The following is a 22,330-nucleotide window of genomic DNA, read 5'->3' on the forward strand; positions in this document are numbered from 1 at the left end:
TGACTTATGCAAGGGTGTTTTTGTTAAAGATTTCTTATCCAAATATAACCTATTGTATAAATTGGTGTTTTAAACAAACAAGTTATGTAATATCGATAATGCGTCTTATCGTGTGTTGAACGTATACATTTTTCAAGTCCTTTTTCAGGTTAAACGGAACCAACTGATTTTATGATGCCTCTGCTAAACTCCTTTCAAATGTTTTGCGCCACTCTGAAAGAGAATGGTAATCAATCATCCTAAACATCATTTCATTTATTGTTGCTTTCGTATAAATAGCTTGAATAGCAGCTTTTCGCAACAAAGTGACTATCTCTCCTAAAATTCCTTCGCTTTTTTGCAAGATAAATTCAGATATCTTTGGGTCATTCAAGTTTGATGGCTTTTTTAAAGGAAAGGTGGCAGCCATGCTAGCCAACAACGAATCATATTCTCTTCCCACTTTCCATCTTGCAAAACAAAAAGTTCAAAACGATTCTCAAGTTGCGTATCACTGCGAATAGCTAGATAAGCATCTTTTGTGCCAACACAAATTAAAGGGATTTTTAATTCATTACCAATAAGGCGCAATAAATTAAGAAATTCACGTTGTTTGTTATTTTGCCCGCCTAATGAATTGTGAATCTCATCAATAATTAACATCTTCACTTTATATTCTCTAAAGAGAGAAATAATCTGGTTTTCTAGATAGCCAATATTAGATCTACTATACGTCCAGGTACACGCCAATTTAAATTTTCGAGAATTGCTAAGTAAAATCGTCTTGCATCAGGTAGTGGCGGCATTTGGATCGATACTATCGGCATTTCAACAAGATAATCTTGCTCTAAACCATAAAATTGATTCGTTGTCGTTGCGGATGATCAAAAAGATCTTTTTAGTTTTTCCAATGCTTTCATTGCAGTTGGATATCCAATCCAAATATCTTTTTTTATATGATTGACCCTTTCCCAATTTGGCAGCTTAACTAGCTCTCACACTTCAGGCAGTAGATGATTCAAGTCATCGACTGGTAGGGGTATTTGAAAATAGCAAATAGCAATAAAATGCATTAAACTTCCTTTTGTCTCGGGGTAATATTCCTTTCGTTTCAGCGCAAATTAAAATGAAAAATTATTTAATCAAGACAAAGCGCTTAGGGCTTCGTCTTCTCGATGCTCGCGACATTATTTATTTAGAAGGATTGGAGAGCGATCTAGATGTTAAACAATTCTTCCCAGATGGCGCAAGAGATCGCAACAAAACAGAAGATATGATTGTACGATTCATTTCTGCTTATGAAGAAAAAAATTTGTCGTGTTTTTTGCTATTTGATTTGAAATCAGAGGAATTGATGGGTCGGGCTGGTTTTGGGATTACTGAAACGGGTGATACCGAGGTGAGCTATGTTCTGCATAAAAGGTTTTGGGGTAAAGGCTATGCTTCTGAAGTAGTAACAAAATTACTTGAATATGCAAGAGAGCATATTGATGTTTATTACATTATTGATTATGCCCATGTGGGTAACATTGGTTCAACCCGAGTCATGGAAAAGTGTGGCATGAACTATTATAAAAATGACATCGCCAAAGGTATTGAGTGCCGATTTTACCGAATTAAGAACTGATGACTATTCATAACAAGGATTGTTTTATATGTCTAAATATCGAGGTCAATGTTATTGCGGGGCAATTAAATTTTATTGTGAGGGCGAACCATTTTTTACGCAGTATTGTCATTGCAACAAATGCCGTGAAGTAGCGTCACAATCGAAACGCGAAGCAGATAAACAAGGTTATGCGTGGACAGCAGGATACTTAACATCAAGTTTCAATGTAACATCAGGCGTTGATGATCTTGATGAAGTTATTAGAAACAATGCCAAAATACTGTTGTGTAAATCATGCCGTAGTCTTATTTATGGCATTTCTCTCGATCCAAATAAACAAGCAGGCATCGGGGTTAATGTTAATAACTTTGTTTTTATTGACTCAATGCCTGACTCATTTAAACCGGTCAGACATGTTTGCTACGTAAATCGGATCATTAGTGTTAATGATAATCTGCCAAAGTTTAAAGATACTCCAAAAGAACAATTTGGATCAGGAGAGCTTTGGGATAAAAATCATTAAAAATTGGTTGATACTGTAAATATTATTTTAGAAGCATAATGATTAGTTTAAATTTATAAAGTTAATGCAAAAAATATTTCAATTTTGAATGCGTGTAATCAATGAGGTAAATGTTCAGATGAATAATGTCCTAAAGTATCCCACTGAGGAAATTGCTTCTTCTGTAGTGTTAACTATGACTGCAGAAAATATACTTCATACGCAAAGGATGACTACTGGTGATCAGCATTTTGTCTATGCTGTAAAAACTGAAAAATCTGATTATGTTATTCGTATGACTGATACTAGCCAAACGGATAAATTTATTTCCGCAACCTATTGGCAAGAAAAGTTACTCCCACTTGGTATTCCCCTTGCAAAATTTATTAAATCTGATTTGGCATGTGAGCTTTCCGAATTTCCATCATTGCTGATGTTGCGTTTGTCGGGAGATGATTTGTGTAATATCTATTCGCAATTAACCGATTTGAATAAACACAATTTAGCCCTTGAAATGGTAAAAATACAGGCTATGACTGGACCACTTCCGGATGGTCCAAGTTATGGCATTGTTAATAGTTATGAGCGAATGACTGCGCATAACTCATGGTATGATTTTTTGACGCATAGATTGTATTTGTTTGACGAAATAATACGTAATAATAAAATATTTAATGATGTTGAAATGGAAGATGTTTTTAAGATCGTAAAAAATTTAGAAAATGAATTCCGTTTGATTCGCGCCAGACCCTTTTTATGGGATGCCAGTGAAAGAAACGTTATTGTAGAGAAGGGACAAATTTCAGGAATTGTTGATGTAGATGAAATGTGTTTTGGTGATCCGCTATTTGTGCTTGGACTTACTTATACCGCGCTAGAAAATGAAGGATATGACACTTTATATTGTGATTATTGGAGTGAAGCATTGGAAATGGATGATAATGCAAAAATTCGTCTAGCATTTTATCGGCTCTTTTACGTCATTGTATTCATGCGTAAACACGCGATGACATCGGATAATCAACAAAAAATAATATTTGATGATCAAAGATTAAAAAACATGTTTAAACAATCATTAAATAGATTAAAAGCATGGTATTAATTTTCCCCTTATTTATCTAGCGAACTCTGTTCTTAACAAGCAGTTTGACATGCCTCGTTTTGGTGTTGTATTGAGGCAATTTCATATCTCATTCATGTTGCGCCACAGCGAGATATGTAAATTTAATAATCGAGTACAAAGTCGATTACATCACAACTTTGAATGATTGATATTAGGAATTTTTTTATTAACTTTGTTCGCTGCTAATTTAAATATGCTCATCATTGATACGCATAAAATTACATAGATGCAAGGTAATAACAGCGCTTTAATTGTAAAAAAGCCGAGGCTTAATACGATCACTGTTGCTAATCCCATATTAATAAAATTCATCACAGCAGACCCATGCGCTTTATCGCTAACGTGACTCATTGCAAGCGTTGAAGCATTCGCTAGAATGAAACACAAACCAAAATATATGATGATCATGGGTAAGAATAGCGAAAAAAGTATAGGCGAATGCAGGGCCATCGTTACGAACATTAATATTGTGCCGAGACATGCTATCCATATTCCTGCTTTAATAATTGATTGAAGTGCATATTTTTTGGAAAGTCTTGCACTAACGATTGAGCCCAGAACTAAACCCATAGACGGCAAAATATTTGCTACGCCATATTCGGCACTGTTTAAACCAAAAGTATTAATCGCCACGAAAGGTGCGATAGCCGCAAAAACGTACACAAAGCTGGTCGAAAAACCCATCAATAACCCGCCAGTCATTAATTGTTTATTTCTAAATTGGCTACTATAGTCATGCACTAAATGTTTTAATTTAAGTGCATTCAAGTCTAATGTTTTTTGCGTTTCTGGTAAGCGAGCTACAAAAAATAGGAGCACTAACCCGTAAACAGCGCCGGCATAGAAACAACTTGTCCATCCATAGAAAGCATTCAAAATGCCGCCGATCGCAACACCTAAGCCTGGCGTAATTGCAAAGGCTAACAAGAGGTATGCTGTTTTTTGACTAGCAATTTTAGGTTCGTAACTTTCGTTAACTAAAGTGAATGTCATTTTTAATCCGACACCTGACCCTAACGCTAACATAAATCGTGCTACTACCAGCAGCTCGTATTCATGAATAACCCCTGCTAATACACAGAGCAAGCTGCTGACAATTTGTAGACTTACACCCGCATATAGTGCGGGCTTTCTCCCAAATCGATTGGCAAGGGGACCATATACAAGTTGCCCTAACGCATAACCTACTAAAAACCAGGTCATAGTATGTTGTGCCGTATCTTCTCCGATATTAAAAAAAAGGGCAATGTTAGGTAAGGCGGGTGTAAATAATACTGCATTGACGGAGGCAAACGATATTAATAACAGGAGGGTAAAAAAAGAAATATTTTTTTGCATGTTTTAGCCTATTTATTATTAGGATAGATAACTGCCATAAATAATTGGCCATAGTATAATTCTTGACAAATAATTAAACAATGATAAATTTATGCAATGAGTGTTAACTAATTTGCAACAATCAGGAACTGATGAGTAAACTCGAACGTATTCATGCTTTCATGGCTGTTGTAGAACAAAATGGCTTTGCAGCAGCCGCCCGAAAGGAGGGCGTATCGACAGCTGCAATGAGCAGGCAAGTCGCTCGTCTCGAATCTGATCTTAAAGCGGAATTGCTACAACGTACCACGCGCCAACTATCGCTAACCGAAATCGGAGCAGAATACTACCAGCATGCTAAAAAAGCCTTAGCAGAATTAGCGGAAGCAGAAATTGCTATTTCTGATAGCCGAAGTGAACCTACGGGTATTCTAAGCATTACCAGCAGCCGCTATTTTGCGATTAAGTATCTTCTTCCACGGTTGCCAGAATTTATGGCACTTAATCCGAAGCTAAAAATTAAAGTTGAATTGGCGGAGCGCTTTCCTGATTTGACCCTAGAAAATATTGATTTAATTTTTGGTGTTTCAATGGAAGGGCCGGCAACTCTCATTCGTCGTCGTGTCGCTACAACCCGATACATTCTTTGCGCATCGCCTGCCTATTTAGAAAAGTATGGAGAGCCTCGTATACCCGCTGATTTGAGTAAATACCATTATATTACTCACAGTATGCGTAAACCGGATAATGTGGTGACCTTTAAAAATAATAAAAAAATATATGTTGAGCCAATACTATGGCTGAATGATAGTCGCGCCATGTGTGAATGTGCCATCCAAGGCATGGGCATTGTAAAGTTGCATGATTATATATTGGCAGCTGCTTTAGAAAAGGGGAGCTTAGTCGAAATTCTTCCTAAATTTAGTGAATGCGAACAGCCAGTTTATTTGTACTATCAACAAAGCCGTTATTTACAGCCTAAAATTAGACGATTTATTGATTTTTATACTAGTGATAATCCTACGAAATAAATAAGCAATTTTGTTTTCCTATAACATTTGTCGATGTGGAGTGGATATGGTAAACGAACCAAAAAATTTAAGTAAAAGTGCTGTGCGCGTCCAAAATGTTTTATTGCAAAAGGGATTAATGTTTGAGGTAGTGGAGCTCTCTTCGAGTACACGCACTGCTACTGATGCAGCGAAAACGATTGGCTGTGATGTCGCTCAAATTGTTAAGACTTTATTGTTTCGATCTGTAAAAACAAATCAGCCCATTTTAATTTTAGCTTGTGGGATAAACCGCGTTAACGAAAAAACAATAGAGAAAAACATCGGTGAGAAAATAGTAAAAGCTGATGCAGATTTTACCCGTGAAGTAACAGGATATGCTATTGGTGGGGTTCCACCCGTTGGTCACGATCAAAAAATCAATCAGATTTATATTGATGAAGATTTATTAAAATTTGAGAAATTATGGGCCGCTGCAGGTACACCTCATGCTGTGTTTTCCCTATCTGCAAGGGATTTGGAAAATCTTACGGATGGAAAAGTAATATCGATCAAATAGGTATGAAGAAGAAAGCTATCTTAAAACAGTTTTTCTTCATCATGTAGCTATCATCTTTTCATCGATTAGTAATCATCATATTTTATTGAAAGAGACAATGCTTTATTTTTTACGATAGAGAAGAGAGTGTCAAAGAAGTGATGATATGAGTTTCGTAAATATAAGCTAATACGATAACATTTTGCTGCCAGATAAGATTTTGATTAAGCTGGTTAACATTACCTAGCATTAGTCGCTAATAATGAGAAACTCATGAATAAACCATCTCGTGATGCACAAAACTCTAATCGTGTGAGTACTCACACAAGTCTTGCTACTGAATTGGCTTTGCAGAGCGACCAGGCTCTTGCAGCACTTCTCAATGAGGCTACACCTATTGGTACAAGTATTGGCGGTACTTCAGCATTAATAGAAGTTCATGGTAGAAAAATATTTGTTAAAAAAATTCGTCTAACTGATAGGGAGAGACACCCTCAAAATATAATGTCGACGAGAAATATCTTTGCGCTGCCTCTTTATTATCAATACGGAATTGGCTCAACAGGTTTTGGTGTATGGCGTGAATTAACTACTCATTTAATGACTACTCATTGGGTTCTTACGGGCGAGTGCCAAAACTTTCCCATTCTGTATCATTGGCGCATTTTGCCTGAAATGATACATAAACCTACGATAACCGAATTGGAGAAACTCGAGCAAGATGTTAAATATTGGCAGGATTCGCAAGCAGTACGCGCGCGGCTAGAGGCAAACTTACGAGGTTCAGCAAATGTTGTGTTATTTCTTGAATACATTCCACAAAATTTATATCAATGGTTGGGCAATCAGCTTTTGCAAGGAGAAGCTGTTGTTGAATCAGCTTGTAAAATGGTCGAGGATCATTTAAAAGAGACCACAGCGTTCATGAATTCTAAGGGTTTACTTCACTTTGACGCGCATTTTCATAATATTTTAACGGATGGCAATCGCCTTTATTTCACTGATTTTGGTTTAGCTTTATCCTCAGAATTCGAACTCTCGGAAGAAGAAATAATTTTTTTTAATCATCATGTAAATTACGATCGGTGTAGTACCGCTACTAATTTTCTACATTGTCTTATTACGCATTATTTTGGCCCTGACAAATGGCCAGCAGCCTTAGAAGAATACAAAGAGGGAAATAGTAAAGTTTTGCCACCTTCTGTTTTGTCGATCATAAATCGGTACGCATCCGTGGCTTTATTAATGGATAAATTTTATCGCTCGCTTCAGAAAAATAAACAAACGCCTTATCCTAATAAAGAGCTTGAAGATAGCTGGATAACTTAAGCGGGGGTTCAATTCTCTACCAGTCTATAACATAAGTTACCCAAGTTGTTCAGCTAGCTTGATAGCCCAACTCGAATCACCATGGTCTTCAATGTTCCAGGCAGCCATTAAAATAAGACGCACAAATACCCAGTCTTTAATGCGTTGAGCGTTTAAGTTTGCCTTTTGAGCAAGAAGATTAATTCGCGATTCAAATATATTTTTTACATCAGCTTGGCCTGCGAGTTCTTGGACGTACATAAAATCAAATGCTGCTACTTCAAACTCTGGTTCGCCTATAATCCCCTTAGGATCGATCGCCAACCAATGATTATCATTTTTTAGAATATTATCGTGATGTAAGTCACCATGCAAAAATATTGCTGTAGTCATTGAAGCTAATAATGCATTTTTTAATACTATAGCTTTTTTTAGAAGGTGGGATGGACAAGGATGGTTTGGTTTAAGTTGATCAATTGATTTCAGCCATTCACTAATATGAAGGTAATGACGTTGATCCGGCAATCGTTTAGCATGAAGTTTTTGCATGGTATCGACATAACAGTCCATCACAAAAGGAATTTGCATAGGATAGAGCGATTTAAGCGTGTTGCCAGGTAATGCTTGCTGTAATAACAAAGCATGATAATTTTCATTTTCATCGAGAAGCTTAATAGAGCCTTGACCATTAAAATATAGTAAAGCTTGTTGTTCAGCCGCCATAGATTGTTTATTACAACTAATTTTTAATATGACTGGCTGCTCAGTGTCTTTAATAGCTTTAGCTACATAGTTATAAGTCATATTGTTAACAGGCGTAATTTGACTAAGCAACCAATGATGAGCGAGCATTTCTATTGTAACGGGTAGATTAGCGATCCATTTTTCACCTCGCTTTCCATAAATATGGGTAATATTTTGTTTCAATGTATCCATGTGAAATGATTTATCCCAATTTAAGTTTATTGAGTAATGTACAAAGTTATTATGGGTCAATATAACAGTATCGGTATAAATTTGACCATGATCTGTGGCATTCAAGTTTGACCGTTTCGTAGGTTAACTTGTTTGTTTAAAATACTATACCGATGTAGTAGCATTTAAACATTCATAAATCAGTTCAGCTGTCATGGCGTGTGGTCAATATTCGTATGAAATTGAATGGCCTTGAGAAGCAGAGATTCATGCAAAAATGGCGGGCACGTCCTTATTCTAAAGCTTATTAATCTGAAGCGTGTATTTAAAAAATACGCCAACGAATTTTGATGAAAAAACAGATTTCAGCGTGCTCACTGCCACTCAGTATGATCGTATCATATATAAATTTCGTACTCTCAAACGGGGTTGTTGACTGAAATTTTTTTTCAAATTCTGAATTTAACTTAGCAGTATAAACATATCAATGACAAGGTAACGTATGGAAAAAGAATTGATTAATAAATCTGAAATTAAACTAGTTGGTTTAACTGCTCGGACTAACAATAAAAATGAAATGAACCCAAAAACATCAAAAATAGGCGAATTAGCTGGTCGTTTTTGGGGCTTAAATCTGGCTGAGCAGATTTTAAATAGAAAAAATCCAGGCGTAACTTTTTCTGTTTATACTGAATATGATAGTGATGAACACAGTGATTACACCTATTTTATTGGTGAAGAAGTTAGTTCCTTTGAAAACCCGCGAGAATTGCAACAATTAACCATATCCGCTGCGCAATATCATAAATTTACAACACCATCAGGACAAATGCCTGCGGTTGTTAGTGATGCATGGCAGCAGATATGGAAAATGTCAGCAAGTGATTTTGGTGGGGAGAGGGCTTATGTAGCCGATTTTGAAGTTTATGATGAACGTGCAAGTGATCCTGCTAACACCATTTTAGATATTTACATTGGAATAAAATCAATATGACCCATGAACAAAAAATAGCAATAATAACCGGAGCTAGCCGTGGTATTGGCAAAGCTGTTGCTGCAGGATTAGCGCAGGATGGATATCGTGTTTGCTTGCTATCACGCTCTAAAGATACCCTTCAGCATATCGCAAATGAGATTATTGAAAACGCCCAATTACCTGCACATCTTGAGCCACAGATTTATGAATGTGATGTAACCAATATTGCATTAGTTAATCAAACAATTGATCATATCATAACCCAGCTGGGACATGTCGATGTGCTATTTAATAATGCAGGCATTTTACATGATGGAACGTTAGAAAATGCGAAAGATTTTAACGACATGCTTAATGTAAATTTGATAGGTGCCTTTAATATACTACAAGCCGTTGTGCCGCATATGAAAAAACGTCAACAGGGTTATGTGTTTAATCTCGCCTCGCTTTGTGGAAAGATTGGTTATGCTGGTATTGGCGCTTACACCGCTACTAAATTTGGGTTGGTGGGGTTGAGTGAATCTTTATTTCATGAGTTAGTATCGTTCAATGTGAAAGTGACAGCAATATGCCCTAGTTATGTAGCAACTGAAATGGTTTCACATGTGGAATATCCGTCGCAAAACTTAATGATTAAACCCCAGGATATTTTGCAGATCGTTCGTGGATTATTGTTATTATCGCCTCAAGCTTGTGTGAAAGAAATAGTCGTTTATTGCCGAGCAACTTTAACTGACCAATAAAATTTATATAATTAATCTTTTTTAAGGTGCAAATGCTCTATGTGCAAGGTCACGATTCGTGAACCAAAAATGGAAGATAAAGACGTATTTCTGGCTGCGATGCAGCGAAGTCAATCGTTACATCATCCATGGGTCAAGTCACCAGACACTTCGCAGGCTTTTGATGATTATCTTCAACAATTTCAACGCCCGAATCAGAAAAGTTTTTTGGTTTGCGATCAATGTAATAATATTGTGGGTATATTTAATATTAGTGAAATTGTTCGCGGCCCATTTCAAAATGCTTTTTTAGGATTTTATGGTGTAAGTGGCTATGACGGAAAAGGATATATGAGCGCTGGCTTAAAGCTAGTGCTGGAGAAAATATTTAAAGAATTGGGTTTGCATCGTGTTGAGGCAAATATACAACCCGAAAATATGCGTTCCATTTTATTCATAAAAAAGAATGGTTTTCGCTATGAAGGTTTTTCCCCCCGTTATTTAAAAATTAATAATGAATGGTGTGGTCATGAACATTGGGTTATGACTAGCGAAGATTATATAAGAAATGATTCAGCAGTTCTTGAGCAAGATCATATTGACCTTGAGCCCAGTAATGCTGAATGGGCAGAGCGTGCGAACGCAGAGATTAATAAATTACGATGCGTATTGCCTCTTAAAAAGATCATTGATATACAACATATAGGAAGCACAGCTATCCCTGGTCTTTCCGCCAAACCGATTATTGATATTCAAATCGCAGTTAATTCATTAGAAGAAATGAAAGTAATTGCTGTTCCCGCCTTACAGAAATTAGGTTATGAATATTGGTCTGAAAATCCTGATCCTGAGCGTATGTTTTTTGTGAAAGGGATGCCTCCCTTTGGTGTTAAACGAACCCATCATGTTCATATTGTTGAACCTACCTCGAAACATTGGGAGGAGAAAATACTTTTTAGGAATTATTTGATGACTCATCCTGAAGTTGCCGAAGAATATCAACAATTAAAAATAAAATTAGTAAAACAATTTACTTACGATCGCGAAGAATATACCAACACCAAAAGTGAATTTATTAAAAGAATTTTACATTTGGCTAAAAACATGTAATTGATTATTCTTATATAATGAAACCCCCATTAATTTCGCAAAATTTACAGTAGAATTATAATGAATCTTAAAATAATAGATCAATTACAAATACAAGTGTTAGTGGATAATGTGACTGACAGTCTCTCTAGTGTGCCAAAGAATGTTACCCACGAAATGGCTTATCTTCGAAACAATGGTATGAAGGAATTATCGGGCGAATGCCTCTGTTGTGGAGCGCACGGACTTTCTCTTCTCCTTACAGCTTCTGAGGGAGATAATACACATAGTCTCTTATTTGATGCAGGTCCTGAAGGTGAAGTTTTTAAAAGAAATGTTAACAATCTGAATGCTAAGATTGGCGCAGTTGAAGCCATTGTTTTATCGCATGGACATTGGGATCATGCGGGTGGATTTTTTGCAGCCCTTGATTTAATTAAAAGCAAAAAAAAATGCAAAGAAATTGTGTTTCATCTTAATCCTGGCATGTTTTATCAACGCGCAACAACTCATAATGACGAAATTTGTCCGTTCAAAAAGATACCAAGTATAGCTGATCTTAAGAAACATGGTGCAAGCGTTGTTAATTCCGATGCGCCACGTTTATTATTAAGTGATATGTTTTATCTCAGTGGTGAAATTCCACGCGTTACAGAATATGAAAAAGGTTTTCCGGGTCATGTGCGTCAATTGCCTAGTGGAGAGTGGGAAGCTGATCCATGGATAAAAGATGAAAGATTTTTAGCTGTTAATATCCGGGATAAAGGACTTGTCATTTTTTCTGCTTGCTCGCACGCGGGAATCATTAATGTTTTAAAACACGCTCAATCATTATTTCCCGCTATTCCACTCTATGCTGTTATGGGTGGTTTTCATTTATCAGGTCAATTAGTTGAAAAAATTATTCCTCAAACGATAAATGATCTAGCGCAATTTAATTTGAAAATGATTATCCCAGCACACTGTACGGGATGGCGAGCTGTCAATGCATTAGCCACCAAATTTGGCGATCAAGTTATTGTGCCATCCGCTGTGGGTCGTATCTATGATTTTTGAAGTTACGCGAAAAATAAAAAATTCATACAGTTAACTAATCCTCAATTATTCTTGCCTCTCATTGAGGTTAATTTGTGCATTTTACCACGATTATTTATTCAGGCATGCCACGCCCTAGTTGGGAAATCCTTAATATATAAAAATAAAGAGAAGCAATAGAAATCTAACAAAATATTTGCTACAAGTATGAACCCAAAACGAACGTATTTTGAATAATTATTAAGCTTGATGAAGGAAACATTTTTAATGCTAAAACAGCCCGGTCAAAACTCATCTAGGTTCCAAAATTTAAACAAGGCGTTTTCTTTTGATTGGAATGATTATCATACAATTGAACTTAATAAAAATAAAATTGATGAACTTGAAACCCTCATTGAACAAATTTCTCCTGCTTTTGAACCCCTTGATGAAAATGAGAAGCGGGCTTTAGGTCAGCTCAGTTATAAACTCGGCACTTTTTATAACCATATTAAACGAGCTCCAGTGCCCGCTCATAAAAAACTACTTCTGGCTGAAAAAATTTTAGTCGACAAAGAATTAGCTTGGGTTAAGAACCATTTGGCATTTTCGCATCAACAAATGCTGGCGGCTGCCAAGAAAGAAAAATGTGACGAAAAAATAGAAGAAAATAAAACTCAAGCACTGGGCTATTGCAAACAAGTTATCGAGCAATATAAAAACTTTACTGATATTGCTTCAATTAAAATTACCGCTTTTGCATACTGCGTCAAAGCGTTAACGGAGTATGAAATCAATCAACTCAATCAGGCAGTGCAAAGTTACCGATTGGCATTAGACCTGTATGAAAAGTATGACTTACTTGATGATCAATATGCGCGAGCAAAGAATCGCTATGCGCAAATGCGGGCTGAACAAAATAATGATGTTGAAGCTAATAAGACATTTAATGAGTTAGAAAAATACTGGATAGAGAAGCATGATGCTCTTAATCCTTATGCTGCTCGATTTTATGTTTCTTACGCTGATTATCTGGCCAAAATGCAGCCTGAAAATCTTAAAATGTCATTGGATAAATACAATAAGGCTTATGAGATTTTACGTGCCACAGAAGGAGAGCAATCATCCTTCACTCAAGACATCGGTAAGAAAGTTGCCGATATGCAAGATAAATTAAGCATTGATGCTTTTGACGCATTACTAGTTTCTATGGAAAAGCAATTAATGACTTTACCCTTTGAAGCTAGAGATGCTTTCATTGAAAGTTTTACTACCGTGCTCTTACGTGGATTCATACCGATGTCGGGTATGACCGTTCAACAACATATCCTAGCCCATCCTTCGCAACTGGAAGCACTAAATAAATTGACCCATAAAACAGACGCTTATAAAAATGGTTTTGATGCGCGTTATGTTTATCAATTTGCTCGTGAAGCAACTTCAGCAGGTATATTACCGGCTTATCGAGATAATAAAACGGGAGATATTTATCTTGCATTGATTTGCAACAAAAGAAATTTAGAAATGTATAACTGGTCAGCGGGTTATACCGAAGCCCCACTGCCAGGTTGGCGGGGTAAATTGCTATCTAACGACAATGAGGCAATTTATTATAATCGTGCTGATATCCAACGATCAGCCACAAAAACGATGACTAAAATTTTAGATGAAGCTGAAGGCGACTGGACTAAAGTAAATTATGACTATCAACGTTTTGAAAAGGACTTCAAAAACGCTGGTATTCAGTTACCCAAAATAGATATTAATAGTTTTCACACTGCCAGTCGGGAGTGCATTGAGGAAATTAATCTTGATCTCAATCAGTTTCCCGAAAGAAAAAATTTCCTTACCTCTTACGATAATACTTTGGGTATTTCTCATGGAGATGCGCCTGGCCAAACCAGTAATCGTTGTCACCAATATTTAGTTTTTCTTGGTAACCTTGATAGCCAGCCTGAAATTAAGCCTGGTGATGATGTCGCAATGGCTGATTGGGTTAAGGTGAGCGATATTAAGCGTAAAACACCGACGGAATATTTTGCCAATGGCAAACCTTTATGTATTTACATGTTGCGTGGTATTGAACTCGGTCTTAAAGACCTGGGCAATTATTTGCTAGAGCAAGCATCTACTCGTATCTCGCGATACAGCGGTAAGCAGCGGGTACACTTTTCTACATCAGAAAATATGCTAGCCGCCCTTGAAGATTTTTGTGATCAGCATCATTTGAAAATTGCCGGTCCCAAACTAGATATTTTTTTACAATATTTAGCAAATGATTTGCCGTCTAAAACATATACTGGCGCCATGGCGCAACAGCTCTTAAATTGTAAGTTGCAAATAGCTGATTGCTTGCTAAGTTCACAACACAATCCTGAGCATTTTGTCGCTGCAATGACTAAAATTTTAGCGTCTCTCGAAGTGCCAACACAGAGGTTTAGTAACTCATCTCTTTGTCACTTTCGCCCAACGCCAGTGATTGACATGAAGACCCCACGATCGCCCATCCCAGTGGTGCATGCTTCGTTATCTTTTGGCAAGGGCTGTGCAAAGTAAATTCGTCTCGCACAAGTCAAAACGCATTGGCTTATGCTACACTTTTCTGACTTTTAACAAGGGAAAATGAATGCTTAATATTCAGCCTATAACACTAAAAGGAACTTGGGTGCAGCTTGAGCCACTGAATGTTTCTCACAAAAAAGAACTTTATACTGCAGCACAAGATGAGTCCATCTGGACTTATACAAGTTCTAAAGCTTTTGGAGAGCGATTTAATGCTTGGTTTGATAATGCGGTTAACGCTTTACAAAGTCTTGAACATCTTCCTTTTATCGTACGACGGTTAGCAGATCATAAAATTATTGGCAGTACGCGCTACTACGATATTAACGCTCAGCATCACCGAATTATGGTGGGTTACACTTGGTATGTTCCTGAAGTGTGGGGCACTTATGTTAATCCTGAATGTAAGCTATTGATGTTAAAATTTGCTTTCGATGACTTACTTGTAAATCGGGTTGAATTTGCAACTGATTCTCGCAATACGCGTTCCCGTTCAGCAATTAAAAAACTAGGCGCTATAGAAGAAGGGATCTTACGTTATCATACGATCTTAGAAGATGGTTATATACGGGATACAGTTATGTTCAGCGTGGTAAAGCCGGACTGGCCTCAAATCAAATCAAATTTACAATTACGTTTAAAAAAAATGTCGGATGAAAATAAACGGTAATACCGCGATGGTGACCGCTTAAATATAATAACGAACTTCTGTGTTTATTAAGCTTATGAGTAATAGGACGCAGAATTTTCTGTGTGTCTCATGCAGATATAAATGATTACTACAGATAAATAAAATTATTTGCTAAAGTAATCTATCACTTCAAGCTTTTAGGGTTGCGGAGATCCATCATGCGGATTAAAGCCTTACTCGTTGCCTCAACGCTTGCCCTCAGTTTTTTTAGCTGTTCAGTTGTTTCCCGGGCGCGAGACAATCATCAAATATTTAAAGCTCCACAATTTGATAATCTTGGATCTTTTCATTATCAAGTCTCAACTGGAATTCCTTTAGCCCAACGTTTTTTTGATCAGGGTCTTGTGCTCTTTTATGGCTTTGAATGGGGCGAATCCGTACGTTCCTTTAGAGAAGCAACGCGTTTAGATCCTCATTGCGGGATGTGTTATTGGGGGTTAGCTTTAGCGTTAGGAAATAAAATTAATGCCCCTTTAACCGGTCACGAATATGGGGATGCACAATCTGCTATACAAAAGGCTCTTTCACTTAAAAAACTAGCAACGCCTAAGGAGCAAGATTATATAAAAGCATTATCATTACGTTTCAAACATGCGCCAAAACTATCAAATAAAGTAGGCCCTTTCAGTTGCCACACATCAAGTAGCCAACACGAAGAATCCACCCCACAAGAGTTAACTGCTTATTCTGAAGCCATGCAAAAAATTGTAAAAAAATACCCCCAAGACAATGTTGCACACGGTATTTTTGTTTATGCATTATTTAATAGGATTAATTGGAATTTTTGGGATGTGAAAGGAAATATAAATCCTGTCACCCCAACTATCATTAAGACTATTCAGGCTATCCTTGCAAAGGATAATTTGGATATTGGCGGCAATCATTATTATATTCACGTTATGGAATCATCATCTCACCCTAGCGATGCGATGCAAAGCGCGGATCGATTAAACACTTTAGTGCCTGGTTCGGAACATTTAGTGCATATGCCAGCGCATATTTATTTTCTTACGGGACGTTATCACCAAGCTAGCAATTCCAATTTGCAAGCCATTACCACTTACCAACGTTACAATGAAACGTGCAAAGCGCAAGGATTTGAACCTGAAATTAATTATCTCTATTTTCATAACTTTGACTTTTTACGATCAACTGCCATCATGGAAGGTCGAAAAAAACTTGCATTATGGGCTGCTAAAAATTTAATTGATAAACCCTTCGCAAATTGGTTAGCCCGCGATGCAACTTTGCAATGGTTTATCCCTATTCCGTACTATGTCGAAGCTCGTTTTGGCCTGTGGAAAGAAATCTTACATGAGCCTATGCCGTCCCAAGCTGCGCAATATGCTTTAGGCATGTGGCATTATGCAAGGGGGTTGGCAAAAGCTGGCACAGGTGAAATCAAAGCTGCTAAAAATGAATTGTTACAATTACAACAAATTATTACAAAAGGGACAACAGATCGTAATTTAGGTAAAGCTGGGCATAATCTTTTAAAAATTGCCCAGGCGACATTGATGGCAATCATTGCCAATCAACAGGGAGACGAGAAATTAACACTCGCTCAGTTAAGCCTGGCCGATAAAATACAGCACGATATGGGCTATCATGAGCCGCCTGATTGGTATTTTCCCCTTAAAGAAATAAGGGGTGATGCTTATTTAAAGTGGGGACATCTAAAAGAAGCGATTCAAATGTATAACGAGGATCTTAAACAATATCCTCGAAATGGTTGGGCGCTTTATGGCCTCGCAAAAGCATTGCGAAAAATTGGCAAAAATCAACAAGCGGAACAAGTTGAAGCTGAATTTAAAGAAGCATGGAAATATGCGGATAGCCCTAGTCCTGTTACTTTATTTAAATAATGACTAGGGTTGATTTAAATTTGGCGTAAAGAAATGGGAGGTTTGAATCTTTCAGTTTATTGCTCAATTCAACTAAAATAATCAAAAATATAAACCCGAGCCTCATTAGGGAAAATTAATCCCCTAGGGTCTCGAACCGTTTACACTAGAATGAACGGGTTCAGAGCGAATAGTATTTTTTTCCTTACTGCCAAAAAAACGATGAATATGTCTGTGATGTTGATCCGCCGGTTTAGCTTGATGATCTGCTATTTTTATTTTCAATTTGTCTACCGCTCTTTCAGTAAGTAATATAGGAATAGCCCCTAGAAAGGCAAGCGCGTGAGTAACTCCCACTCCCGCAAATCCTAATCCTAAAACAGGAAGCCAAAATGGACAAGTAACAACCCCCACAGGATTATGAGACAAGCGTTGAGCTGTATCAGCCATTTTCTTATATGTATTTTCGAATGACTCATTAAAATCATCATCATCTATCATTGATCTGTCCTTTTTATGATGTGTTGTAAATTTAATTTTGAAGATTGAATCTATCACGCAATGCCTATTATTCTAGGATGCATCGCCTTACTTTAAAATCATTTGATTAATAATCTCCAGGAATCGCATTATAAGGATTTAAGTTTAATAAAACTAGGTAGGAACTGGTAACAAACCAACTTCATTGATGGAGGGCGAGCCGATGAAAGATACTAAATCTAATACTGCAGGTAACATTATTGCAGAAATTATTCCCTTAAATGGTTATTTTCCGAATAATTCATACTATCCTGTATTAATTTACAAACAAATTATTGCGATAAACAAAGGCACCGTCAATGACATTCAACATTTCTTAAAACAAAATGGTTGGCATAATACCTGGGTGAATAGCATTTATGATTATCACCATTATCATAGCAATACACACGAGGCATTGGTTGTTTATGAAGGAGATTGCAAAGTGCAACTCGGTGGACCCAATGGCAAAGTACATAGTATTTCACAAGGTGACGTCATTATTTTTCCCGTAGGTGTCGCACACAAAAATATTGAATCCTCAAAAAACTTTAAGTGTATTGGTGCGTATCCTTTTGATATTGATTATGACATGCACTATGGAAAAAAAGAGGAGCATCCAGCAGTGGATCATAATATTAAATCAACACCATTGCCAAAGACAGATCCAATTTTTGGTGAGCAGGGTCTATTATTTAATTATTGGAAAAATAAGTATGATTAATGATAAATCATCGCCGGGTGGAAGATATTTTTTTTGTATGTTAGGATGTACAACCTCGCATAGAGGCTTATTAATAAAATAAAAGGATGTAACGATGAAGATGTATAAATTAATTTGCTTATCTTCCCTCTTGGCTTTCGGTGTTGCGCATGCCGCATCGGTACCTTGTAACGGGTTTGAAATAAAAATAAAAAATAATTCTTCTGATGATTTAATTATCAATAAAATTGCGCTGCAGGGTGCTGAAATTCAACCTGGAACAATCCAAAAGTTGAATGCGCATGTTGAGCAAGTTTTTACCGTGAATAAAAGTCAAGATGATAAAACGATGAATGGTAGTTTTGAATTTCATTCATTAACCGTTCCAACGAAAAAAGTCTCAATTAAATATGACTTAAAAAATAAAAATTTAGCCTGTCACCACTATGATTTAGAAAGAGCTGGGGATTATTCTATAGATAAGACCCGTTTACCAGGTCATGTAACCTATACTATTGATTAAATAATCTTACCTTTTGAGTATTGTGCTATGGTTAAAGCCGGACGAAATTCCGGCTTTAATTTTTAAAATACTTACAAGATAAAGTTTATTTTCAGGACTATCTTTTTTAATCAATACCGTTTAAGTTAAATTCAAGTTATTTTATAACTAAAAAAATAATCAGATTGACATTAATTGCCTAATGAATACTTCTTCCCTACGGTGTCTCGCCAAACTTCATTTTATTCATTGAATTAAGCTTTCATTTTTATCGTATGCGATATAAATTTAGCGCCATCTATTTACAGGAGTATTTGCGTTGGATTCTCGAGAAGCTACTTTCAGAGCGATTGCTATCAATCAAATCGAATTTTCAAAAATGATGCGTCAGTGGCTGATGAAGGATTATCAAGTCCAACCGCTGGTTAGCAATCCAATTTATCCTACTATGATTACCGATGTTGAACGTGATTATTTACCTGTAAATTTGACTTTTTATCATAATGAAATAGCAAAGCTTCCCGTGCTGGAAATTGACAAAATCTTGCATTTTCCGCAACAGACTTCCTCTTCGGAACAAAGTATTGCAACGCAAGTCTTACTCTTTGGTGAAGCGGGCGGGGGTAAAAGTATGTTTTCACAATTACTTGCTAAATCATGGGTCTCCAAAAATTCCGGGATAGTACCGAGTCAATTTGATTGGGTGTTTTTATTACCCCTTCGCAAGTTAGTACATTACAATCGCAAACAATTGGAAAAGCTTACCCTACGAGATATTGTCTATGAGGAAATTTATCGTAAACATTTTTCAAATGATATGAAAATGCCGATCGAGTATAGAACATGGTGGGATCGGCTCGATCAAAGTAAAGTTTTATATCTATTTGATGGTTTTGATGAAGTATTACCAGATTTAGTTCCTGCTGGACTGTGGTTGATTACGCAAGCTCATCATTATGTTTTAACTTCAAGACCCTGGACAGAACCATTACTTTCAAAAAGTTTAAAACCTACTGCTTCTACCCGCTCAAAGCAAATTAATTCTCGAAGTTTATTGTTAAATGGTTTAAATGCAGAACAAGTGGAAGTATATATCAAACGTTTTAGCGAAAGGTTAGTTCAAAGAAATTTATCCAAGATAACGAACCAACCACTTCAATTAATGAATTTCCTAAAAAAATATCCGGCGCTCTGGGATATAGCAACATCGCCTCGCACCTTAGAATTGATATGCAGTATTTGGTACAAAGAAGCTAATGCAGAAAAACCTTTCACTGCCAATACTATCACCAAAATATATGAAAAAATTATTGATAATGTGATAGGTGATCATGAAAAAGTTGGAAAAATAATAAGTTGTCTCGAATCACTTGCTTTTAATGCATTTGGAAATACTATTTTTACCCATGATGATATTTCCAAGTCTTTAGCAAATGGCATCACGCTAGAGGATTTATTAAGTTCAGGAATTTTCATGCCCATGGATGGAGCAGATGTTAGCCATTCGACTGAATACTGTTTTGTTAATTTAAGTATACAAGAGTTTTTCACAGCAAGATTTTTAGCAAGTCAATTCGATGAAGGTGAAAAGGCATGGCAACAGTTTAAAGCTCATCAAGGGGAGAATAAAAATGAGTATGTTAGTCTATTTTTGTCAGGGCTAATGAGCCGTGAAAATCAAATAGAATCTTATTTAAATTTACTGATGCAGGATAAGTCAGACGATATTATAGGATTTAGACTCTTGCTTTTGCTCGTGAAATGTTTAAACGAAAACTTTGACTTAGTTACAACCCAGCAGAAAGATGTTATTTTGTATGAATTGCGCACATGGATTATAAACATTTTTGGCTTTAATCAACAAAATTTAAGAGTAATGGTTCCAGAATGTGCGACTCATCTAATAAACAATTTGAAAAAAAATACTACTGTATTTGCATCATCAATCATTACTGAAATTTTCATTGAAGCATTACATAATTCAAGTCTTGATGTTCGGCTTTCAGCATTGAATGTTTTAAGCCAAACAGGATCACGTAATCAAGCGTTAACCGATCAATTAATTTTACTCTTTAATGAAGAAAAAAATGATGAGGAAATTAAAATACTGATCATTAAGGCATTGAGTGAAATTCCGACAGCAGATGAGTCTATTATTTTGCAGCTTATATCTGCTGCAAATAATGAGGATGTTGCGGTGAAATCTGCTGCATTACAGGCGATCGTTACCTTGGCGATTACTGAATGCAGTCATGCGTTGGATGACTGTCTCATGAATTCACTTAAGCATAACGATGAAAAAGTGCACTTTTATGCCCTGCAAGCCATTAAAAATTTACGAATTAAGTCACCGGCCATGCTAAAGGCATGCTGCACAGTGTTGCAGGATACGCAATACCAGAATGTTGTTCTTGCGGTACATATACTTGGTGATTTTGAGGAATACGCCAAATTAGGTTTGGAGGCATTATTATCCTTCTCAACTCTGAATTTAAACAAAAGTAAAAATAATCCTACTGATATGATTGACTATGAAGTTGAAAATGTACAAGAGGGGGATGATAAATTATATAAAACGTTTCGCAGTAAATTTAGGCAAGCAAAAAACATTATTGAATTTCTAAACAATACGCTCCCTAAGCATGAAGTTATTTCACCGCATATTTACTATGTTTTAAAATCAGCCCTGGCAAGAGTGCTTAGCGAACGCAATGATATGTTCGATAGTGTAGTAACGCAAATATCAAATCAAAGGCAACAAGTCGGCTGTTTGTTGATTGACGCCTTAGCTTTATTAATCCCGCCTGAATCTTACGAAATTAGTGAAGCGAGTAAAGATAACATCAAGAATGAATTGATAAAAATTCTATCGAATTCGTTGCTCCATGAAAAAATTAAATTATCGATTCTAAACGCCTTTGCAGGACTAAGGTTAGATACGCAAATCATTAATTTGTTATTAGGAATAATACGAACCAGTGATTCACTCCAGAACAATGCCATCACCATTTTGGGTCAGCATGACTTTGCTTATGAAGTGGCTAAACTTAATTATGAAGATATTGACGATAAAAAGCTTTGGACAATAGCATTAAAATCTACTAGCTTGAATTCACTGCTTACGGTATACAGCCTAACCCCAACCGAAAATATTTTAAAATTTATTTACCATAAAGCTTTAGCAACGAATGCTGCACTCTTGTGCAAATCAGATAAAATTATTATTTCAGATGAAATTAACAATACTGATTTTATTCTTACGCCTCAATTCAATATTGCTGCATTCGTGACGAGTATGAAAAAAATAGGGGCTGAATTTGGCTGCAACAGTTCACAACCCAATGAGTGCCTTTCGATTTCTGAACAACGCTATCGGTTCACGTGATCGTTTCAGAACGTGATACTTG

The 22,330-nt window shown here is 36.4% G+C and carries 22 protein-coding genes; 16 read left to right on the plus strand and 6 right to left on the minus strand.

The annotated features are described in order from the left end of the window. Window positions 1-169: 169 nt before the first annotated feature. The 3 genes from H0W64_04295 to H0W64_04305 are packed head-to-tail and all read right to left on the minus strand — an operon-like array spanning window position 170 to window position 806. Entirely contained in the window at window positions 170-409 is a 240-nt protein-coding gene (locus H0W64_04295) for an NTP-binding protein (protein MBA3660922.1), read from the minus strand. Next, a complete protein-coding gene (locus H0W64_04300; GenBank protein ID MBA3660923.1) occupies window positions 388-729 on the minus strand; it encodes a TniB family NTP-binding protein in 342 nt (113 codons plus the stop codon). The genes H0W64_04295 and H0W64_04300 overlap by 22 nt, the downstream gene beginning before the upstream one ends. Further along, entirely contained in the window at window positions 684-806 is a 123-nt protein-coding gene (locus H0W64_04305) for a TniB family NTP-binding protein (protein ID MBA3660924.1), read from the minus strand. The genes H0W64_04300 and H0W64_04305 overlap by 46 nt, the downstream gene beginning before the upstream one ends. A gap of 299 nt (window positions 807-1,105) precedes the next feature. On the opposite strand from H0W64_04305, the gene H0W64_04310 reads away from it, so the two are divergent. From H0W64_04310 to H0W64_04320, 3 genes are all read left to right on the plus strand, one after another. After that, the gene (locus H0W64_04310; GenBank protein ID MBA3660925.1) at window positions 1,106-1,606 is read left to right on the plus strand and encodes a GNAT family N-acetyltransferase; all 501 of its coding nucleotides are present in this window, start codon (window positions 1,106-1,108) and stop codon (window positions 1,604-1,606) included. A 28-nt stretch (window positions 1,607-1,634) separates the two neighbouring features. Beyond that, complete coding sequence (locus H0W64_04315; protein MBA3660926.1) at window positions 1,635-2,111, plus strand: hypothetical protein; 477 nt, start codon at window positions 1,635-1,637, stop codon at window positions 2,109-2,111. 118 nt (window positions 2,112-2,229) lie between these two features. Further along, on the plus strand, window positions 2,230-3,192 hold the full coding sequence (locus tag H0W64_04320; GenBank protein MBA3660927.1) for a phosphotransferase: 963 nt from the start codon (window positions 2,230-2,232) through the stop codon (window positions 3,190-3,192). Between the two features lie 150 nt (window positions 3,193-3,342). Here the strand turns inward: H0W64_04320 and H0W64_04325 are convergent, their stop codons facing one another. Continuing rightward, window positions 3,343-4,551 (minus strand): MFS transporter, encoded by a 1,209-nt coding sequence (locus H0W64_04325; protein ID MBA3660928.1) that lies wholly within the window; start codon window positions 4,549-4,551, stop codon window positions 3,343-3,345. A gap of 131 nt (window positions 4,552-4,682) precedes the next feature. On the opposite strand from H0W64_04325, the gene H0W64_04330 reads away from it, so the two are divergent. The 3 genes from H0W64_04330 (at window position 4,683) to H0W64_04340 (ending at window position 7,407) form a co-directional block, all read left to right on the plus strand. Further along, entirely contained in the window at window positions 4,683-5,561 is an 879-nt protein-coding gene (locus tag H0W64_04330) for a LysR family transcriptional regulator (protein MBA3660929.1), read from the plus strand. A 46-nt stretch (window positions 5,562-5,607) separates the two neighbouring features. Further along, window positions 5,608-6,099: a YbaK/EbsC family protein gene (locus H0W64_04335; protein ID MBA3660930.1), complete on the plus strand. Its 492-nt coding sequence runs from the start codon at window positions 5,608-5,610 to the stop codon at window positions 6,097-6,099. A 252-nt stretch (window positions 6,100-6,351) separates the two neighbouring features. Beyond that, complete coding sequence (locus H0W64_04340; protein MBA3660931.1) at window positions 6,352-7,407, plus strand: protein kinase family protein; 1,056 nt, start codon at window positions 6,352-6,354, stop codon at window positions 7,405-7,407. A gap of 36 nt (window positions 7,408-7,443) precedes the next feature. Here the strand turns inward: H0W64_04340 and H0W64_04345 are convergent, their stop codons facing one another. Further along, window positions 7,444-8,322 carry a phosphotransferase gene (locus H0W64_04345; protein MBA3660932.1) on the minus strand — a complete coding sequence of 293 codons (879 nt, stop codon included), beginning with the start codon at window positions 8,320-8,322 and terminating at the stop codon, window positions 7,444-7,446. 481 nt (window positions 8,323-8,803) lie between these two features. Between H0W64_04345 and H0W64_04350 the strand changes: the two genes are divergently transcribed. From H0W64_04350 to H0W64_04380, 7 genes are all read left to right on the plus strand, one after another. After that, window positions 8,804-9,295 (plus strand): GyrI-like domain-containing protein, encoded by a 492-nt coding sequence (locus H0W64_04350; GenBank protein MBA3660933.1) that lies wholly within the window; start codon window positions 8,804-8,806, stop codon window positions 9,293-9,295. Then, entirely contained in the window at window positions 9,292-10,020 is a 729-nt protein-coding gene (locus H0W64_04355; GenBank protein ID MBA3660934.1) for an SDR family oxidoreductase, read from the plus strand. Before H0W64_04350 ends, H0W64_04355 begins: the two co-directional genes overlap by 4 nt. Window positions 10,021-10,059: 39 nt before the next feature. Next, complete coding sequence (locus H0W64_04360) at window positions 10,060-11,109, plus strand: GNAT family N-acetyltransferase (protein MBA3660935.1); 1,050 nt, start codon at window positions 10,060-10,062, stop codon at window positions 11,107-11,109. Between the two features lie 60 nt (window positions 11,110-11,169). Then, complete coding sequence (locus H0W64_04365; protein ID MBA3660936.1) at window positions 11,170-12,144, plus strand: MBL fold metallo-hydrolase; 975 nt, start codon at window positions 11,170-11,172, stop codon at window positions 12,142-12,144. 246 nt (window positions 12,145-12,390) lie between these two features. Beyond that, the gene (locus H0W64_04370; protein ID MBA3660937.1) at window positions 12,391-14,658 is read left to right on the plus strand and encodes a hypothetical protein; all 2,268 of its coding nucleotides are present in this window, start codon (window positions 12,391-12,393) and stop codon (window positions 14,656-14,658) included. Window positions 14,659-14,728: 70 nt separating this feature from the next. Continuing rightward, window positions 14,729-15,334, plus strand: a complete 606-nt coding sequence (locus tag H0W64_04375) for a GNAT family N-acetyltransferase (protein ID MBA3660938.1) — start codon at window positions 14,729-14,731, stop codon at window positions 15,332-15,334. 179 nt (window positions 15,335-15,513) lie between these two features. After that, a complete protein-coding gene (locus tag H0W64_04380; GenBank protein MBA3660939.1) occupies window positions 15,514-17,220 on the plus strand; it encodes a hypothetical protein in 1,707 nt (568 codons plus the stop codon). Window positions 17,221-17,343: 123 nt separating this feature from the next. On the opposite strand, the gene H0W64_04385 is transcribed toward H0W64_04380, so the two are convergent. Further along, window positions 17,344-17,700 (minus strand): hypothetical protein, encoded by a 357-nt coding sequence (locus tag H0W64_04385; GenBank protein ID MBA3660940.1) that lies wholly within the window; start codon window positions 17,698-17,700, stop codon window positions 17,344-17,346. Window positions 17,701-17,902: 202 nt separating this feature from the next. Here H0W64_04385 and H0W64_04390 point away from each other — a divergent pair, with 202 nt between their 5' ends. The 3 genes from H0W64_04390 to H0W64_04400 all read left to right on the plus strand — a co-directional run bounded on the left by H0W64_04390 (window position 17,903) and on the right by H0W64_04400 (window position 22,308). Next, window positions 17,903-18,442, plus strand: coding sequence for a cupin domain-containing protein (locus tag H0W64_04390; GenBank protein ID MBA3660941.1), 540 nt, complete (start codon window positions 17,903-17,905; stop codon window positions 18,440-18,442). A gap of 94 nt (window positions 18,443-18,536) precedes the next feature. Continuing rightward, entirely contained in the window at window positions 18,537-18,944 is a 408-nt protein-coding gene (locus tag H0W64_04395; GenBank protein ID MBA3660942.1) for a hypothetical protein, read from the plus strand. 298 nt (window positions 18,945-19,242) lie between these two features. Next, a complete protein-coding gene (locus H0W64_04400; protein ID MBA3660943.1) occupies window positions 19,243-22,308 on the plus strand; it encodes an NACHT domain-containing protein in 3,066 nt (1,021 codons plus the stop codon). The last annotated feature ends 22 nt before the right edge of the window (window positions 22,309-22,330 follow it).

The organism is Gammaproteobacteria bacterium, from assembly GCA_013816845.1.
Classification (GTDB): domain Bacteria; phylum Pseudomonadota; class Gammaproteobacteria; order DSM-16500; family DSM-16500; genus Aquicella.

Bases quoted from the DNA above. Each gene is read 5' to 3' on its own strand.
- H0W64_04375 (MBA3660938.1), top strand. From the start codon at position 14,729: ATGCTTAATATTCAGCCTATAACACTAAAAGGAACTTGGGTGCAGCTT.
- H0W64_04305 (MBA3660924.1), bottom strand. From the start codon at position 806: ATGCCGATAGTATCGATCCAAATGCCGCCACTACCTGATGCAAGACGA.
- H0W64_04325 (MBA3660928.1), bottom strand. From the start codon at position 4,551: ATGCAAAAAAATATTTCTTTTTTTACCCTCCTGTTATTAATATCGTTT.
- H0W64_04350 (MBA3660933.1), top strand. From the start codon at position 8,804: ATGGAAAAAGAATTGATTAATAAATCTGAAATTAAACTAGTTGGTTTA.
- H0W64_04395 (MBA3660942.1), top strand. From the start codon at position 18,537: ATGAAGATGTATAAATTAATTTGCTTATCTTCCCTCTTGGCTTTCGGT.
- H0W64_04295 (MBA3660922.1), bottom strand. From the start codon at position 409: ATGGCTGCCACCTTTCCTTTAAAAAAGCCATCAAACTTGAATGACCCA.
- H0W64_04370 (MBA3660937.1), top strand. From the start codon at position 12,391: ATGCTAAAACAGCCCGGTCAAAACTCATCTAGGTTCCAAAATTTAAAC.
- H0W64_04345 (MBA3660932.1), bottom strand. From the start codon at position 8,322: ATGGATACATTGAAACAAAATATTACCCATATTTATGGAAAGCGAGGT.
- H0W64_04385 (MBA3660940.1), bottom strand. From the start codon at position 17,700: ATGATAGATGATGATGATTTTAATGAGTCATTCGAAAATACATATAAG.
- H0W64_04390 (MBA3660941.1), top strand. From the start codon at position 17,903: ATGAAAGATACTAAATCTAATACTGCAGGTAACATTATTGCAGAAATT.
- H0W64_04315 (MBA3660926.1), top strand. From the start codon at position 1,635: ATGTCTAAATATCGAGGTCAATGTTATTGCGGGGCAATTAAATTTTAT.
- H0W64_04310 (MBA3660925.1), top strand. From the start codon at position 1,106: ATGAAAAATTATTTAATCAAGACAAAGCGCTTAGGGCTTCGTCTTCTC.
- H0W64_04380 (MBA3660939.1), top strand. From the start codon at position 15,514: ATGCGGATTAAAGCCTTACTCGTTGCCTCAACGCTTGCCCTCAGTTTT.
- H0W64_04355 (MBA3660934.1), top strand. From the start codon at position 9,292: ATGACCCATGAACAAAAAATAGCAATAATAACCGGAGCTAGCCGTGGT.
- H0W64_04340 (MBA3660931.1), top strand. From the start codon at position 6,352: ATGAATAAACCATCTCGTGATGCACAAAACTCTAATCGTGTGAGTACT.
- H0W64_04330 (MBA3660929.1), top strand. From the start codon at position 4,683: ATGAGTAAACTCGAACGTATTCATGCTTTCATGGCTGTTGTAGAACAA.
- H0W64_04335 (MBA3660930.1), top strand. From the start codon at position 5,608: ATGGTAAACGAACCAAAAAATTTAAGTAAAAGTGCTGTGCGCGTCCAA.
- H0W64_04320 (MBA3660927.1), top strand. From the start codon at position 2,230: ATGAATAATGTCCTAAAGTATCCCACTGAGGAAATTGCTTCTTCTGTA.
- H0W64_04360 (MBA3660935.1), top strand. From the start codon at position 10,060: ATGTGCAAGGTCACGATTCGTGAACCAAAAATGGAAGATAAAGACGTA.
- H0W64_04365 (MBA3660936.1), top strand. From the start codon at position 11,170: ATGAATCTTAAAATAATAGATCAATTACAAATACAAGTGTTAGTGGAT.